The following is a 16113-nucleotide window of genomic DNA, read 5'->3' on the forward strand; positions in this document are numbered from 1 at the left end:
ATGGCAGCTGCGGGTGGGGGCGCATTCGCGGAGCTTGGCAGAATACTGACGGCAGCAGAACTAAAGAAGCTGGTTGCTGCTTTCGATATGGGCCAGAGCTGTGGAATGGCGGCCAAGCAATTATCGGGAAGCAAAGTGCAGGTGGTCAGCCGCCTATTCAATGAAGCTGAGCTGAGCGAAGTGTCGCCGCGCCTGCGGTCCGGAATTTGCACGGCACTTCTGTCTGCCAGGGCAGAGGTACAGGCGGAGATCGAGACTGTTTGGACAATGCCTGCGCTGGCCCAGGTTGCGGGACTTAGCACTTCCGCGATGTTCCACGAGATCAGTGAGGCCAAGGAATCTATCGTCGCCTCTACTTTCAACATTCAGTTGCAGAGCGCGATGGTACGGGCGTTACGGGATGCAGCCGTGCGCGGAGTGGCCGTCACCCTGATGGCAACGCCAGGAGGCAAGTACGGTCCAGCAAATGGCATGACGCAGCTGGGTATTCAGCTCAGCCACGAGATCCCCGGCTGCAAGCTCCTAACGCTTGCCGACGCTGCCGACGGATCGTATCAGGTGCTCCACTCAAAGTTCGTCGTTGTCGACTCCAAGTGGGCATTCGTCGGAAGTGCCAACTTTAGCAATGCGGCGTCGTCAAAGAACGTCGAGCTGGGTCTGCAGGTTCACTCGGAAACGCTGGCAAGAAAGATACTGAGGGATGTCCGGGCCTTTGAGACCCAAGGTCTGCTAATTCAGGTGCAATCTGCGACTCAACACTCGAGGTCTTCATGATGAACGTTGTTCAGCTTTTCATTTCCGAGATACTCCGGTTGCCAACGAAGAACGGACAATAGTGGATTACTTACCGGAGATGGAAGCCGACATCGATGATTCGCACATCCACATCCGAATGTTTCCCGTCGAGAAGCGCGAACTCAAAGGCGAGATCTTTCGAGCGCTTGAAACAGACTGGACTGTGGTTCGTCAGTTGGCGACGCAGTTTCGGGAAGAGACGCAAACCGGTTCTGATCCTGGGAATTTCGGTGAATGCGGTGAAGTGTGGCTAATCCAACCACGCAAGGTGCTTCGGGCGACCTATGAGTTGGCGTGCGGTGTTGTTCAAATGGAAAAGTTTCCCAGCGGATGGCTCCTTTGTTTCTGGTGGATTCACCCGAATCAGCGAAACAACGGGCTCTCGCTATCTGTGTGGAAACAGCTCGAGGGAATCTATGGTGATTTTTCGATCGAAGCACCAACGTCGAAAGCTATGAATGCGTTCTTGAAGAAAGTTGATCCAATGCGGGCGCACAGGATCGTCATATGTCGATAGTGGTGCGGTATCGCGGTCACAATTTGGATTTGTTCAACGCAACGGACTGGGTTCTGCTGGCGCTGATCTTGTACCGGAGGTCTGCGTCGGTTTGCAGGCCTCGAAACCGCTGTTGAATTTCGCAAAGAGGACGTGGGCAGGACGACACTCCTGAAGTTGGGCCTTGGGCGATTTGGACTTGCTGGCGTGGGCATTAATCTGAACTGAGTTGACGTCGGCTGAGTTGCCGAAGATTGGGGAACACAATGGGGCTTTCGAACCGCGAGTACGTCGGCCGTGCTCTGGACACCTTGGCAGCCGGACTTGGCCCCTACATCAGTGCACATCTGGGTGGCTTGGCGCCAGGAATCTCCTGGCCCAAACTTCTTGAGCACAAAGATGCCAGCGCGGGTAAAGCTCCGAAAAGCTATGCAGCCACGGATCTGAGCGTTCAACTGCGCGTTATGACCGAGTCTCTCGGCTCGCTCGGTTACCCCTTCAACCTGGGGCACGACGCCCGCAGCTACACCTCCGAACTTCGCCAGATGCGTAACCTCTGGGCCCACAACGAGGCCTTCGACAACGCGGACACCTACCGTGCCTTGGACACAGCGGGCCGGTTGGCTAAGTGTTTGAAACTCGACGACGCTGAGCAATCTGTCGCCGCACTGCTTGAGGAATACAGAACTAAGGACAAGGGCGCCGTCGGAAACGGCTTCGAAGCCACCGCACTTCCAGGTGAGGCGGACGAACTCCACGAATCATCGTCCGGCGAGCCTGCCGAGAAACCTCAGCACCAGATCCTTGTTGAGATCACTGCGGCTGACGCGCTGAGCTACGCGATGGCCCACAACGGTTTCAAGTTCGTCCGGCAGATCAAGATCACCAATCCAGGCGCCGAAGTCCGGGGCGCGGTGGTCCGGATCGAGGTGATGTCCACTGCGGGGAGGATCTCTGAGGACTTCCAACAATACGTTGACCTTGCCGCTGGCCAGAGCGTCTTCCTGGACGACGTGGACGTGCCGGTTTCGGCCAACACCATGTACGAGCTCTCAGACAAGCAAGCCGGCAGAGTAATCGTGACCGTTGGATCCGGCACGCGAGACGGCGCAACAGAGATCGGCAAGGCGGAGGTCCGCATCGATCTCCTTCCGGCCCAACTCTGGATCGCCGGCAACGGACTGGTTTCATACGAATTCTTGGCGGCTTACGTTCAGCCGCACCACCCAGCAATCGGAAGGCTTGTCTCCGAGGCAGCCGACCTTCTTTCAGCTGCCACCGGCAGTAGCAGCCTAGGCGGCTATACGGAAGGCTCCGATCGCGTTGACGAAATCGTCTTCGCGCTTTCCCAAGCTGCTAGCAACAGGAACATTCGCTATAGTTTGCCGCCGACTAACTGGGGAGTCCAAGGGCAGACGGTTCGCACCCCGGAGCAGGTGCTCGAGGATCGGCTCGGTACGTGCCTCGACACGACAATTGTCCTGGCCGCCGCCTTGGAATTCTCCGACATCAAACCACTGCTTTGGATTGTGGACGGCCACGCGTTCTTGGGATATTGGCGGGAAGAAGGTGTGCTGCCCACAGCCGCATCCGACGACGTCCCTCAACTCGTCAGCCTTGTCCAACGGGGTTACATCGGTCTGATCGAGACGACGCTGCTCACGGGCAGCCAGCCCATCACCCTTGCCGCGTTGCGGAACGCACCCGTAGCCAAATACATCGAATCGGGCAACGACCAGATTCAGGCCGTAACGGATATCCGGCGCGCTCGGCTTGACGGCATCTACCCGCTGCCGGCCCGGACCACGTCTGAGACCGGGACTCCGGTAGTGACCACTTACGCTCCCGCAACGAAGGTGGCACCGGCACTCCCCGAGAAGCATGGTCAGGTCGTCCGTACCGCTAGCCATGCAACCGAAATCCCGCCTCGTGTCACTCAGTGGAAAAACGCGCTGCTGGACCTGAGCTTGCGGAACCGGCTGATCAACTTCACCGACACCGCACGCTTCCCACTTGCCGTTCCCAGCTCGTGGATCGGCTCGTTTGAGGACCTCATCAACAACGGCACCCCGATCAGCCTGCTACCTTCCAACCAGATCAGCGCGGTTTACCAAGAGCGCGGTATCCGCTTTGGCCGTGACCTGCCACAGGATGAGCTCATCGCCTTGCTCAGTTCCAAGAAGGCAGTGTTCGCAGAGGTCAGCGAAGATGCTTACAGCACCAAGATGCGTGGTCTGGCCTACAAAGCCAAGACCCAGCTGGAAGAGACCGGCGCCAACAACCTTTACCTGGCTCTCGGCAGCCTTATGTGGGAACTCGACGGCCGTACCCTTCGCTCGCCGTTGGTACTTGTACCGGTCAATCTGACTTCCGCAGGCAAGCAGGGGCTCTACCGCGTGACCTTGGACGAAGCTGGCCAGTCCACTCCTAATTACTGTCTGCTTGAGAAGCTTGCTTTGACTCACGGACTGCGGATTCCTGGGTTGTCCGAGCCTGTTGAGGATGGCTCAGGAATCGATCTCGACGCAGCTTTCAACGCCGTCCGCGAGGCAGTCTCGGCCAAGGGGCTCGCCTTCCGGGTGGAGAACACCGTTGACCTGTCCGTGCTCCAGTTCGCCAAGTTCCGGCTCTGGAAGGATCTTGATGAAAACTGGGAGCAGTTCGCCAAGAACCAGCTGGTGCACCACCTCATCAGCACCCCCACGGAACTGTTCCAGGACGCCGTGACCGTGCGTGACGACGTCGACCTCGACGCACTCGCTGCCCAATGCCCCATTCCGGCTGACTCATCACAACTTCAGGCCGTCGCGTCGGCGGTGTCCGGTCAGACCTTCATCCTGGAAGGACCTCCAGGGACGGGGAAATCCCAGACCATTACCAACCTGCTCACGCGCGCAATCGTCGAAGGAAAGCGGGTGCTGTTCGTCGCCGAGAAACGAGCTGCACTTGAGGTCGTGCAGAAGCGCCTCGACGAGGTGGGAATGGGACCGTTCTCCCTGGACCTCCACGACAAAGGCAGCAAGCCTGCCGTGGTCCGAGCTCAGATCAAACGGGCCCTGGAACTCCGACTGGATTCGGATGCCCAGCAGCTCGAAACTGCCTCAACGGACTTGGCCGCCGCCCGCCGTGGCCTCATTCGCTACGCCAGCAACCTGCATGAGGAAAACGGGGCGCATCTCTCCCTTTACAGTGCCCGCACGAAGGCGCTCACCTACGAGCCGGACGATCCTGCGATTGCACTCGGAACAGACTTCACCTCCTCAGTGAACGATTCCGCTCTGGAGGCGGTCCGAAGCGTTCTGCGTGAGCTGCCTGAATACACCGACCGTGCCCGACCAGGGAAGGACCACCCATGGCGGTTTGTCGCGGCTGTCGCAGGGCCGGAGCAGGCAGAGCAGTTGCTGACCATCGGGAGGCGTCTCGACGCAGCGCTCGACGCCGTCCGCTCCGTTGAGGGATTGGCCCACGTCGTCCTCTCCGCCGGCCAGCCGTCCGACGTCGCGACTCTCGCCGCGCTGCTGAAAGACAGGAGCGTTCCGCTGGAAACGCTCGACGTCGTCCGGTCCGGGCAGTGGTCCACCGGTGCCGGCCATCTGGAACAGCTGGTGGCCGCGTTCGCCGCGGTTAATCACCCGGGTCTTGAACAGGTGGCGCCGGAGGCTATGGACCTTCCGCTGCAAGACATCCTGGCACGCGCTCGGCAGGCCGCTGCGACCGGGTTCTTCGGACGAAAGAAGCGGCTACTAGCCGTCGCGGCTGAACTGGACACCGTTGTACGCCCAGGCGCAGAGATTCGGCACAAGGAACTGCTGCCGCTAGTGGAAAATTTGGTCAGCGCACAGCAGCAAATTCAGGGGCTCCAAAACGAGGCTCAGGCTGTCCCCGGTGTCTCCGTTCCTCAATCGTGGAACCCGCTGACGGAAGCAGGGCAGGCGGCGTTGAACCACCGTCTGGGATGGCTGCGCTGGGCGGCCGAGGCAGTAGTCCCGAACAACGGGAAGAGCGATTTCCCTTTCCAGAGGGCTCTGCGCACCTTCCTCAACGAGGGGCCAGCTGTGCACGAAAACATCGTCGGATGGCTGTACGAGCTTGGGCAGGCGTGGGAGGCCTTCACGAAGGTCCCCGCGGTCGCGGGGTCCGAGCTGAGGAGCTGGGCGGGAGATGATGGCTTTCTGCAAGTCTGGGGAGACACTCGCTCGGCCCGGCGCCTGGATGCCGCCGGTTCGGCCCCGCTGCAGCGCTGGGTTGAGCTTTTAGAGCACATTGAACCGCTCCGGTCCGTGGGACTGCACGGGGCGCGCACTGCGATCCTTGACGGCCTTCTGGATGCAGACGACGCAGCAGCTGCCTTTGAACGCGGACTTGCCGAGAGCTCCCTCAAGGAACGCAGTCTCGCCACCGGTCTGCAGGACTTTGATTCCCATGCCCACGAACGCAACATCGAGCGGTTCACCTCGCGAGCGGCAGCCGTTCGCGAGCTACTGAGGCGCAACCTTGCCGCCGGGGTCGTTACCGGAAGGCGGGTCTCGTCGTCGTCGAACTCTGGCCGGATGGGGGAGTTGCAACGTCAGCTGACCCGGCAGCGCGGCGGGATGACCGTCCGCAAGCTCATGGAAAACTACGCGGATCTCGTCACGCAGATCATGCCGTGTACCTTGGTCAGCCCCGACTCGGTGGCGCGGTTTTTTCCCGCAAAGGCAGACCTGTTCGACATTGTGGTGTTCGACGAAGCCTCGCAGATACGCGTTGCGGACGCTGTTGGCGCCATGGGGCGGGGTGCCTCCGTGGTGGTCGTTGGAGACAGTAAGCAGATGCCGCCGACGTCGTTTGCTGAATCCTCCGGCGACTCTGGCGATGAGGTCGAGAACGACATCACGGCAGTGGAGGATATGGAATCCATCCTTTCCGAGTGCGTGGAGGCACGGGTACCGCGGCAGTGGCTGTCCTGGCACTACCGGAGCCAGGACGAGTCCCTCATCGCGTTCAGCAACCAGCAGTACTACGACAGCAAGCTCTCGTCCTTTCCCGGACCGTCGCACGGAGCGCCGGATCCCGGGCTTCGCGGCCACGGCGTCAACTTCGTCCGGGTGCACGGACAGTTCCACAGGTCCGGGCCGTCCAAGGTGCTTCGCACCAACCCCATCGAGGCGGGGGCCGTGGTGGCGGAGGTCCGCCGGCGTTTCGACGTGGATTCCGTAGGTTCGCCATCGGTGGGTGTGGTGACGTTCAACCTGCAGCAGCGGGCACTTATCGAAGGCTTGCTTCGCGACACGGACGATCCCCGGATCATCAAGGCGCTGGACGAAGACGTTGAAGGTTTGTTCGTGAAGAACCTTGAAAACGTTCAAGGCGACGAGCGGGACGTCATTCTCTTCTCCACGGGCTTCAGCAAAAACGATAAAGGCTACTTGCCGCTTAACTTCGGCCCGCTGAACCGCGCCGGTGGTGAGCGGCGCCTCAACGTGGCCGTGACCCGTGCTCGCCGGCAGGTGATCGTGTTCTCGAGTTTCAGCCCTTCGGAGCTGCGGGCCGAGGAGACGAGCTCTGTAGGGATCAAGCATTTGCGTTCTTACTTGGATCTTGCCGAACAGGGGACCAGCGCACTCCCATATGATGGTCGCCGCGCCATTGGGGTGGACTTACACCGTGAGGAAGTTGCTGACGCGCTCCGGGACCGCGGGTTTGCCGTCGCCACGGACGTTGGCTTGTCCGACTTCAAGGTCGACATCAGCGTCGCGTCCCAGGAGTCCCCGGACCGCCCGGCAATGGCCATTCTTCTTGACAGCCCCGCTTGGGCGGCCCGTCGCACGGCGGGCGACAGAGACGGCTTGCCAGGCGACGTCCTCACCCGCATGATGCGCTGGCCGTCAGTTCAGCGGGTCTGGCTGCCGGCGTGGATCAAGGACCGGGACGAAGTGCTGGACAAGCTTGAGAAAGCTTTCGAGCAGGCGGATTCTGGTCCTGCTACCTCGCCGTCCGAGTCTCTCGGATTGGCGGAGGGTGAGCTTGAGCTTTCGACGGTCGAGCCGATCCTTTCGGGTGATCATGGCGACGACGTATTCAGCTACGAGCCAGCGTCAGCTCAGGGTTTGTTGTTAGCTCCCGCGACTCAAATCCTTGGGCAAGCCACCGCCGCCGACGAACCTCAGCAATCTGTGTTTAGTCCATGGACAGTTCAGCGGTTCGGCAACGTGGACGTTTTGGATAGTTTGCATTCGCGCAGGTCCGTAGAGTCGGTCCGTCAAGTGATCCGTGTGATTGTTGATGAGGAAGGCCCGATCCACCGCGATCGGCTGGCCAAGCTCGCTTGCGCCGCGTTCAGCCTCAACAAGGTCAACGCGCAGCGCGCAAAATCGGTGTTGGATGTATTGGACAAAACGGTTCACCTCTGCGATTCGGACGGTTTCATCTGGGACGCATCTACCGACCGGGACAGTTGGTCCGACTTCCGGACCAGCGGACCTGAAATCGATAGGAAGCCGGAGCACATTAGCATCGTGGAGCTTCGCAACGCGATGGTGGACATTGTCCGGCTTTCCGGCGGAGTCTCCATTGATGAGTTGCACAGGGAGACTGTCCGGACATTCGGCGGAAAACGGCGCACGGCCGGCATCACTGCGCGACTCAACCAGGGCCTCCAACACGGCGTCGATACGGACCAGCTCGAGTTGCGCGACGGCGTAGTTCATCTAGCCGGGTAGCGCTTCGCAGAGCTTGGTTGATGAGACGAAGACGCGCGATGGGTGTCGGTGTCGGGGTCCATGCCTACGATTGTTCCGCCGATCAACTTGGCTGGGCGTTCCCGGGTAGGGTCGACGTTACCCAGTTTGGACAACGAAGGAGAAGCCTTTTGTCAAGGCACCTACGAAAACAGCGCGTCATATCCTCGTTTTCGAGATCTGCTGCGGAGAATCCGGCGCAGGCGTTGGAGTCTGTCCGTAAGGATTTGGAAGCTCAACTGGATGAAGCTCGCCGCGAGGATCCAGGATTTGTGATCACGACGATCTCTCACCACCTCACCGAGTGGAACCGAAAACCGATGGTGACTGCCGTGGCGACGTTGGACGTTCTCTAGGGTGACTTGTTTTCCGTAGCAGACCGCAGCTGGCTCCCTACCTGTCGTCGTGGTTTTCTTTCCTTGGTCGTATGACGGCCGGTCGTGTCCCGAAGCCAAGTGCCGCCCCGGCGATCAGCCCCGTGACAAGCACGATAGGCACCACCATACGAGCCCATTGGGGGATCTGTTTGAACCTTCCCAGAGAGACAACCCTTTGGCGACCGGTCGGCGTCGTGCCCTCCGACACTGTGCCGACCAAAGGCGACCATGCCGGCATTCCCGGCGGTGTGGGTGGTTCTGATTGCCACGGATCAGGACCCGGTTCAGATGGCGTATTCATGATCATTCATCCCCATCCATGATTTCTTGAGTGAGCGCAGTATGTGGGGATCCGGTGCCGTGCTCCGGCACCGGATCCAGCGATCAAATAGCTGCTACTTGCTGCTGCCGGTGCAGTTCGCCATGGCAGTTGTTCCAGAGCCGCTGTTCTTTGACACGCTCTGACCGTCGACCAGGATTTCGCAGGTCACGTTGCTCGGGCTCGTGTAATCACCAGTGACGGTCAAGGAGCTCAGGTTGAAGCCCTTGGCAGTTACGTTCTTCTTCCAGTTGGCTGCAATGTCCTCCGTGGACATGCCGCCCTCGGTCCAGTAAGAGACGTGCGCCTTACCAGTGACAGTGACGACGTAGTCAATCTTGTGTTCCTTGTTCACCGAGTCGCTTACGCTCTGAGCGGCGGCAGCGATGATGGCGGTGACGATGATTGCGACGATCACGGAGAGGACACCCAAGATCAGTCCGGCAGCCGAGGTTCCCTTCTTGGAGAACTTACGAGTCAACCCAATGACACCGAAGATGATCGCAAGCGGGCCGAGGAGGAAGGCAATGAAGCCGGCGATAGGGATGATCGAGAAGACGATGGCGAGAATGCCCAGAACGAGGGCGGCGGTGCCGAAGCCGCTGCCCTTCGACGGTTTGGCCTCGACGGGAGCAACCGGTGCAGGCTGCGTGTACGGTGCGAGTGGTTCGGTCATGATTGGTCCTTCGGGTTGAGCGATTCGGAGACAATGCAGGGCCGCGAGTGCGAAAGCGTTGAAATGACCCCTGCTCTTACTCTCGGCAGCCTGCTGTGCTCACGTTAGGACCGCGGTCGGACATTTTAGGGAAGATTCTCGAAAACGCCAGTCAACTCCCTGCGTTCGCCCACCGCCACGAGTTCTTGGGAGCCGAAATACTCAAGCCGCCGTCGTTCTATTCGCTTCTGCTGGCCCGGCGACGGGATCCGTGCGCCTTTCGCGCGGTTGCGTCGGCTGCAGGCGGCTACGAAATTCTGCAGCCGTCCCCTCATAATCCTTGGCGTTAGCAATTTAGATTAATCTACGAGGGTCCGGTTCCAGCCTGTATCTAGAAGCATCGACGGCGAAGCAGACCAGATTTACCTTGATTGCTTCCTGTAGACAAACCAGATCGCAAAACTCGCTGAAGCCGCGGCGAGCGACAAGACCGCCATGGCCAGGTTGCTGAAGGACGCAGTAATGGCGACGATCAGGGACATCACCGCCGCGGAGAGAGTTAGAAGTTTCATGAAACAACTACCCAAGAGACAAGGAATCGCGGAGCGAACGATGCGCTGTGACCTTCAAACTGTGCCTCCTCCGGTCGGCCGATTCCTTCGACTAATCCCGTGAGCAAGTCTGATCCCGTTCAGTGAAAACCCTGGGCTGAAGGCAACGCTCGTAAGGGGTAGTGTCAGAACGAGGTCTGCGGCGATCATGGCCAGAGCGAAAGTCCACAGTCCCATGAGGAGTGCGATTCCGGCATGGAAGAGTGCCGCTAGAAGGAATAGGTAGGGGCGCCACGCAATGGGGGTCACCAGAGTCACCCCAAGGGCGAATTCGAGGGCCAGGACTGACCAGGTTAGGAAACTGACCGTGGCTTCATTTTCAAGCAGCGGTGCCAGTAGGACTCTGACGGGATCTGAGAAGCCGAACACGCCTGAAGCGGTGTAGTAGAGGTTGTTTCCAGTTGCCCACTCGGTCTGCGCAGTTTTTTCGATGCAAGACTGCAAATACAAGATCGATACCTGAATCTTGACGCCGATCAAGCCCGCGATGGCCCATCCGCGTCGCCAGCCCGTCGAGATCGTGGAATCCGGTGAGGGCGACCAGTGGTTCCGGCGCGGGTCGGTCATGCAGATGGGTATCAGTAGGAGGGTCAACACGACGGTGATTTGATCTCCTCCGTCGGGAATGGCTATCCCATTGAACACGGAGAATGAGATCCAGTAGTGCAACAAAGAGGTGACCCGTGGAAAGTACCCTGACATGACCAAGAGCAGCAGGCCGAGCGCGACCCATTTCGATAGATCGAGGCTGTTGGCTCCAAGGGCACAGAAGAGGTTGAGTGCGTTAATTCCCTTGCATGCTGGCTGGAGGCCGATACCCCACAGGGGCTGGAATAGGCTGGCGGTTGGCGTCGCGCTGAGCGTCAGGAAACTTGCGAAGGCCAGAGTAGATCGAAGCACGCCGATGGCCGGTGACCAGATCACAGCATTGATTCGCTCGATTCCCGGTTGAAACATCCTCAGGAGCATCTGGACTCCAAACTCATTGCCTACTGCGCCTGGAATCGGGCATCAGTCAGGTGCCGGTAGGCCCATGGGACGGGAACTACCTCCACCGCCTTGATAGATCCACAAAGACTCGGCTCGGGCTTCTCGTTGCGCACCTGGACGGCCGCCATGGGCTTATCAAGACAGGACGTGGTGGTAGGGCCACATTTGTTCCAACCTTGGGACCCAACCCGGTTGACGATGTTTGCGAGTTCAACGGGCTGCCCGCGGCCGAACCGGTTGATGCCGAAATAGTTCTCGACGCGGGCAGTCGGTAGTTGAAGTATTTCTCGATGCGCGCCCGCCTCGTCATTCGCATAAACCAGCAGGAAGGGATCCCTTGGCGATTTAGTGAAGAAGGCCCAGCCCTGAGGAACCGCTTTTGACAGTGCTTCCTTTACTGTGTCTGTTCCTGGCGGATGAAAAGTGGAGTGTGGTGAAACAGCGAAGATGGAATATGTCAGTACCGCGCCAACCAAGAAGATCGGTATTGTCATGCGCCACTTCGCGACGCGCAGTGAATGGAATCGTACCCGGCGGGAGAAACACAGCATGTGCTTCGGCCTCGGAAGATCTTTACTTCGCGAATGCGACAGTCAACGCTGCCACGGTGTCTTCGGTGACGGCGCGGTGCTCATCTGTGGCAGCCACAGTCTCGAGGCTTGAAGAGCTCCGAACATTCACCGGCACTGAAGCATTGAACCAGCCAACTGCGTTAACAGCGCCTGCCACGTTGACGACACCTGCGTAGTTGACCACCACTGCACCGCTCCAAACCGCCACAGCGGCGACGGCAAAGACCCACAGGCAGTTGCCCGATGCGCCGCCGTCATTACTGACTGAGGCTACTTCCACGGGGTACTTTTCCCGTACGGTTTGAAGGACGTCTGTACTTGTCGCTGCAAGCGAGGATTCCACCTTATAGACGTCGCCGGAGGTGAGGTTCTTGTACAGAGTTGCGAGGTACCCCGGTTGTGATTTTTCAAGACGCTCGGCCACGTCGTTTGCCATTTGTCGTATGTCAGTTTCCTGGCTGGCATGTTCGTTCAGATAGGTCCGAAAACTCTGGCTCCGGACATTCTCACTGAGCTTCGGCACCTGATCTCCAGTGGCAAACCAGATTGCTTGAAAAAGGGAACGGGCCGCGGCTTCATCACTCTTCTTGGCAGATTCAATCAAAGCGGACGGGCTGGCGTCTGCGAATGCCGGGGTACCCGCCGGGATCCCGGTGAGGAGCAAAGCCGAAACTACGCCAGTGATGAGTATTTTTTTCATGATTCCCCCATTTGTTCTTATTCGGATAGTGCGGTTGTTCACTTATTTGTCATTTGAAGCCGGATTGTTGTTACAACATCCTCGGGATCGGCGGCAGAGATGATCCATCGGCGGCTGGCCGTTTCCAAGGCAACCGCGGGCCCACCCACCAGCACCCCTCGGGTGTTCTTACCCAAGACGCGGATGCCGTAGCCCTCAGAAAGGGACGTATCAGGGGCCCTGGTTACGGCTGAAAGGTCTGAGAGGAGAATCGCTGTTGAATAGAAGGGCTCACAACGTAGGACGATCTTCTCCTCCTTGATGGCGATGGAGACGGTCATTCGAACGATCAGCCAGGTCAGAGCCACGATGCTGGCGGCGACTAGGAGCCCGGGTAAGAGGATGCCCCCGGCTTGGGCGGAGATGACAATGACGATTGCGGATGCGCCGACAATTCCCCAGATCAAGCCTTTGGAATCACGCGCAAGCCGGGCCTCAGATATCACCATGTCTTGTCCCCAATCCGCCCGTATCCGGCAGCGAGTCTTGCTGTCTCCGTGCGAGAAAGGCTATGGTCCAACTCGGCAACTAGGTGGACGAAACCTCAAAATGAGTGCTGAAAAGGCAAAACTAGGTGTCACAAAGGCCCAATCTGTGTGTGCCCGCCGCTTGATCTAGGTGCATATCCCTCACACACTCACCGGCCCTCCGCATACGCGGCGTCGTCGGCCACTCCCAACCGCCCACACAATCCAACCCACAACACTCTCCGGCCCACCCCAACCACCCAGCTCCGAGCCGTACCCTTATCCCAAGTGCGACTCCCTTAGGCGACGCATTCGAATGGATACGGCGTGTCAGATCTCGAAGTCCAGGAGCGGCACGCCACACAGCTGCCGATCATCAACGCCGCGTGCCTTCAGCCGGACGAAGTACTGGATCACCTCGGCTCCAGTCCGGCAGGCCTGACAAACAAGGAAGCCTCGGAACGCCTTGCAGAACTTGGCCCGAACGCCGTCCGGACCCACCGGGCCAACGCTCGGGCGCGACGGGACCACGCAGGATGTGAACGTCACCGCCTTGGTGCCCGGCGACGTCGTACACCTCAGTCTGGGCGCCATCATCCCCGGTGACATCCGCCTCCTGAGCACCAAGAATCTCCTCTGCGACGAAAGCATCCTCACGGGGGAGCCCCTGCCGGCCTGCAGGGACCCGGCCCCGGTGGCGCCCGGATCGGCGCTGGGCGACCTCGCATCCTGCGTCTTCATGGGAACCGTCATCCAGTCCGGCGGCTACCACGACCCGTGAGCCAAGTGAGGTCTAAAGTTGGAGTCCGCAACAAAGGATGGTGCAGATTCCAGAGTCGACAGGGCCGTAGCCGACGCGCCAATACAATAGCGGGCTCAAGGAATCCTGGACCCGCTATTGTACGGAAACAATACTACTCATGCGTTTCTCACTAGACCCTACAATTCGTTACCGCCAGAATCATGACTGGGCAGTTTTTGATCAAGTTCGCGTCGAGCATCCCTGATTGCATTCTTTACGGCTCGATAAATGACACCGTAGAGGACATACAGGAATATCGCGGCAAAGATCGCCGGCACGAATAGTGTCAGAGTGAGGTCCAAGTTAGAGAGCTCCATAGATTGGTTGAGAAGATTGTCGCAGGACATCGCCCTGGCTTTCGTTCAAGTCGAGAATCGCGCCGTGGCGATCACTTCTTCGACGAACGCGGCTTCGCGGCTTTCGGTGGAAGAGTTGCCACGTATGCGAAGGCCTTGTCGACCCATTCCGCCGTTTGCTCTTCGTCGGCGTTCCAGGCTTCGGGCAGGCCGACATAGCCGCCCATAGAGCGACCTTCTGGGCCGAACGGAAGCGTCTGGTGCCCGGCCTCGATGACCGCCTTGTCGGCGTCGGAAAGCCTGACGCCAATCATCGGGCCGAACAGCCCGGCGAACATGTTGCCGTTTACGAAGGCGCCCAAGTTGCCGAACATCGGCTTGACGACTACACCGGGGTTGTCTGGCAGGACCGCGCGGAAACGGTCCTTGTCGGCGTCGGACGGTTTGGGTATCTGCATGTGCCTGCTCCGGGGTAGGGGATCGAAAGCTTAGGGCTTACTGCAGCATACGACGCGAGTGTGTGGGCTCCCAGCGTCAAGGCATTGTGCTCCGTCGCGAACGACCGCCCGGAGCCGTGAGCCGGGCTGGGCTTCCACCCTCTGGGATAGGAACCGCCCCGGATCCGCCTGCGGCACGCCAAACATACGGATGCTGCAGGGAGTTGGGCCGCGGAACACTCATTGGACGCTTGACGACCACTCAATTTGGCCTTGCCAGCACCTATTTCGGAGTTTTGACCACCTATTTTCCGGGTTTGACCACCTAGCGGACAATTTCGACTGTAGCCTTCCTCCCACGAACACACTGCGAGCTGAGGGGAAGCTTTGAAGAAGAAATTGACCGGATGAGACCCGTTCTTCGAATCCATCCCGTGCCTATATATGTGGCCTTCGTGTTCTCCTCCCTGTTGTTCAGTTCGGTGTTTCTCTTCGGACTCTTAGTCCCCCGGTCGAAGCAAGAACCGTCGTGTCGACGTACGGGACAGCCGTGTGTACCAGTTTGCTTCTGACTCAGTTCCTATGGGGTCCGATAGTTCACCGCCTCAGGAGATCGCGGCTGCCGAACGTGACGGTGCCTTTGTGTGTAGGCGGAGCCACTTTCGCTTTGGCCTTCTTCTCCGGCGTAGTGGAGCGCTTCCTTGTCGGTGGGCCGACCGCCGCTATGCTCCTGGGTACGTACTTTGTCTCGGTTGCAGTGGTCGGAGGAACCCTACTTGCGGTTTGGAAATTCGGTTCATCGCATGACGACACGGATTCTGCCCCCATCCGTGTCGTAGTGAGCCGCATACATAGAACTTTGAATACTGGCCGCATTCCGAACGCCGGCAAGAGATAGAGAAAACGTTGAACAAATCGGTAAGCAGAGGATTACTCTTCGGGGCCGGGTTCGGATGCACCTATGCGCTGGTGATTCTTCTCTTAAGCGGGTCCATCGGCCCGGGCTTGGCGATACTCAGCGGGCTCGGTGGCGCGGTGGTGGGTACCGTGTCAGGTTGCATTATCGCCGTATTGACATTTTGGGTCGTTCGGCTGGCCAGAATTCGACGTGATCTTGAAAAGGGCTTTGCCGCCGTGGTTACGGGGCCTTCGACTTTGCTGATCCTCACGGCTTTGGCACCGGTTTCGGATTCAAAGTGGCCATGGTGGACGCATGTTGTTTCGGCGGGTGCGGCAGCTGTTGTTGGTGGACTGGCGTGGCCTCGGGAGAGGACGGTGGTTGGGGAGTCCCATTAGGCTCCCCAACCACAGCCTACGTTTGTATTAGTAGAGCGGATAGAGCGCCCCGGGCTCCAACATTCCTTGCCGATCATGAATGTCGGCAGGCAGCGCCCTTCGGCTATTTGCGTGGTGTAGCCGGGGGCGAGAGTTGCTGCGGGAAGTATCCAATATTCCAGTGATCGTTGTTCCAGTTCAGCCAGATCAGAATCGTAACCGGTGCACCATCAGCCCGCTTTGCCTGGATAGTGGTGTCATAGAAGCCCAGTCCGCCGGGAGACTTGTAGGAAACCTGGTAGTCGACGGCGTCCACTCCGCCCCACCTCTTGGGCCAATCGTCCACCGCCTGATCAAGGTTTTTGAAATTCGCAGCAAACATGGTTTTCAGGCCGGCTGCGTCTTTGGCATGGAGATAGGACATGGTTTGGTGGATTGTCTGGTCACGCAACTCCGGCTTGGGAGGGTCGCCGGGCGTCCCATTGTATGGACCGCATGCCGACAGCGTGACAAGGACCAGGACAAGCCAGCAGCGCAGAAGCAACCGTCTCATGTGGTTTCCG

At 59.1% G+C, this 16113-nt stretch carries 12 protein-coding genes and 1 pseudogene; 5 read left to right on the forward strand and 8 right to left on the reverse strand.

Annotation, left to right across the window (positions count from 1 at the left end; all coding sequences use genetic code 11):
* The 3 genes from ACX5I4_RS05265 (at nt 1) to ACX5I4_RS05275 (ending at nt 7992) form a co-directional block, all read left to right on the forward strand.
* Complete coding sequence (locus ACX5I4_RS05265; protein WP_461835736.1) at nt 1-774, forward strand: phospholipase D-like domain-containing protein; 774 nt, start codon at nt 1-3, stop codon at nt 772-774.
* 79 nt (nt 775-853) lie between these two features.
* The gene (locus ACX5I4_RS05270) at nt 854-1312 is read left to right on the forward strand and encodes a hypothetical protein (RefSeq protein WP_461835737.1); all 459 of its coding nucleotides are present in this window, start codon (nt 854-856) and stop codon (nt 1310-1312) included.
* Nucleotides 1313-1557: 245 nt separating this feature from the next.
* On the forward strand, nt 1558-7992 hold the full coding sequence (locus tag ACX5I4_RS05275; RefSeq protein WP_461835738.1) for a DUF3320 domain-containing protein: 6435 nt from the start codon (nt 1558-1560) through the stop codon (nt 7990-7992).
* Nucleotides 7993-8782: 790 nt separating this feature from the next.
* On the opposite strand, the gene ACX5I4_RS05280 is transcribed toward ACX5I4_RS05275, so the two are convergent.
* The 6 genes from ACX5I4_RS05280 to ACX5I4_RS05305 all read right to left on the reverse strand — a co-directional run bounded on the left by ACX5I4_RS05280 (nt 8783) and on the right by ACX5I4_RS05305 (nt 12722).
* The gene (locus ACX5I4_RS05280) at nt 8783-9382 is read right to left on the reverse strand and encodes a hypothetical protein (RefSeq protein ID WP_461835739.1); all 600 of its coding nucleotides are present in this window, start codon (nt 9380-9382) and stop codon (nt 8783-8785) included.
* A 401-nt stretch (nt 9383-9783) separates the two neighbouring features.
* Complete coding sequence (locus ACX5I4_RS05285; protein ID WP_461835740.1) at nt 9784-9933, reverse strand: hypothetical protein; 150 nt, start codon at nt 9931-9933, stop codon at nt 9784-9786.
* 54 nt (nt 9934-9987) lie between these two features.
* Nucleotides 9988-10941: a sporulation-delaying protein SdpB family protein gene (locus ACX5I4_RS05290; protein WP_461835741.1), complete on the reverse strand. Its 954-nt coding sequence runs from the start codon at nt 10939-10941 to the stop codon at nt 9988-9990.
* A gap of 20 nt (nt 10942-10961) precedes the next feature.
* A complete protein-coding gene (locus tag ACX5I4_RS05295) occupies nt 10962-11456 on the reverse strand; it encodes an SdpA family antimicrobial peptide system protein (RefSeq protein WP_461835742.1) in 495 nt (164 codons plus the stop codon).
* Nucleotides 11457-11535: 79 nt separating this feature from the next.
* A complete protein-coding gene (locus ACX5I4_RS05300) occupies nt 11536-12276 on the reverse strand; it encodes a hypothetical protein (RefSeq protein ID WP_461835743.1) in 741 nt (246 codons plus the stop codon).
* Entirely contained in the window at nt 12273-12722 is a 450-nt protein-coding gene (locus tag ACX5I4_RS05305; protein ID WP_461835744.1) for a hypothetical protein, read from the reverse strand. Before ACX5I4_RS05305 ends, ACX5I4_RS05300 begins: the two co-directional genes overlap by 4 nt.
* A 345-nt stretch (nt 12723-13067) precedes the next feature.
* On the opposite strand from ACX5I4_RS05305, the pseudogene ACX5I4_RS05310 reads away from it, so the two are divergent.
* Together ACX5I4_RS05310 and ACX5I4_RS05315 are read left to right on the forward strand one after the other, a co-directional pair.
* Nucleotides 13068-13190 (forward strand): annotated as a pseudogene (locus tag ACX5I4_RS05310) (hypothetical protein); the annotation flags it as partial.
* A gap of 16 nt (nt 13191-13206) precedes the next feature.
* On the forward strand, nt 13207-13521 hold the full coding sequence (locus ACX5I4_RS05315; RefSeq protein ID WP_461835745.1) for a P-type ATPase: 315 nt from the start codon (nt 13207-13209) through the stop codon (nt 13519-13521).
* 409 nt (nt 13522-13930) lie between these two features.
* On the opposite strand, the gene ACX5I4_RS05320 is transcribed toward ACX5I4_RS05315, so the two are convergent.
* On the reverse strand, nt 13931-14296 hold the full coding sequence (locus ACX5I4_RS05320; RefSeq protein WP_461835746.1) for a TfoX/Sxy family protein: 366 nt from the start codon (nt 14294-14296) through the stop codon (nt 13931-13933).
* Between the two features lie 1378 nt (nt 14297-15674).
* Nucleotides 15675-16103, reverse strand: a complete 429-nt coding sequence (locus ACX5I4_RS05325) for a hypothetical protein (RefSeq protein WP_461835747.1) — start codon at nt 16101-16103, stop codon at nt 15675-15677.
* Nucleotides 16104-16113 lie beyond the last annotated feature (10 nt).

The organism is Arthrobacter sp. MMS24-S77, from assembly GCF_054888235.1.

Excerpts from the sequence above, each read along its gene's own strand:
- ACX5I4_RS05265 (WP_461835736.1), top strand. The coding sequence starts at position 1 with ATGGCAGCTGCGGGTGGGGGCGCATTCGCGGAGCTTGGCAGAATACTG.
- ACX5I4_RS05270 (WP_461835737.1), top strand. The coding sequence starts at position 854 with ATGGAAGCCGACATCGATGATTCGCACATCCACATCCGAATGTTTCCC.
- ACX5I4_RS05275 (WP_461835738.1), top strand. The coding sequence starts at position 1,558 with ATGGGGCTTTCGAACCGCGAGTACGTCGGCCGTGCTCTGGACACCTTG.
- ACX5I4_RS05280 (WP_461835739.1), bottom strand. The coding sequence starts at position 9,382 with ATGACCGAACCACTCGCACCGTACACGCAGCCTGCACCGGTTGCTCCC.
- ACX5I4_RS05285 (WP_461835740.1), bottom strand. The coding sequence starts at position 9,933 with ATGAAACTTCTAACTCTCTCCGCGGCGGTGATGTCCCTGATCGTCGCC.
- ACX5I4_RS05290 (WP_461835741.1), bottom strand. The coding sequence starts at position 10,941 with ATGCTCCTGAGGATGTTTCAACCGGGAATCGAGCGAATCAATGCTGTG.
- ACX5I4_RS05295 (WP_461835742.1), bottom strand. The coding sequence starts at position 11,456 with ATGACAATACCGATCTTCTTGGTTGGCGCGGTACTGACATATTCCATC.
- ACX5I4_RS05305 (WP_461835744.1), bottom strand. The coding sequence starts at position 12,722 with ATGGTGATATCTGAGGCCCGGCTTGCGCGTGATTCCAAAGGCTTGATC.
- ACX5I4_RS05320 (WP_461835746.1), bottom strand. The coding sequence starts at position 14,296 with ATGCAGATACCCAAACCGTCCGACGCCGACAAGGACCGTTTCCGCGCG.
- ACX5I4_RS05325 (WP_461835747.1), bottom strand. The coding sequence starts at position 16,103 with ATGAGACGGTTGCTTCTGCGCTGCTGGCTTGTCCTGGTCCTTGTCACG.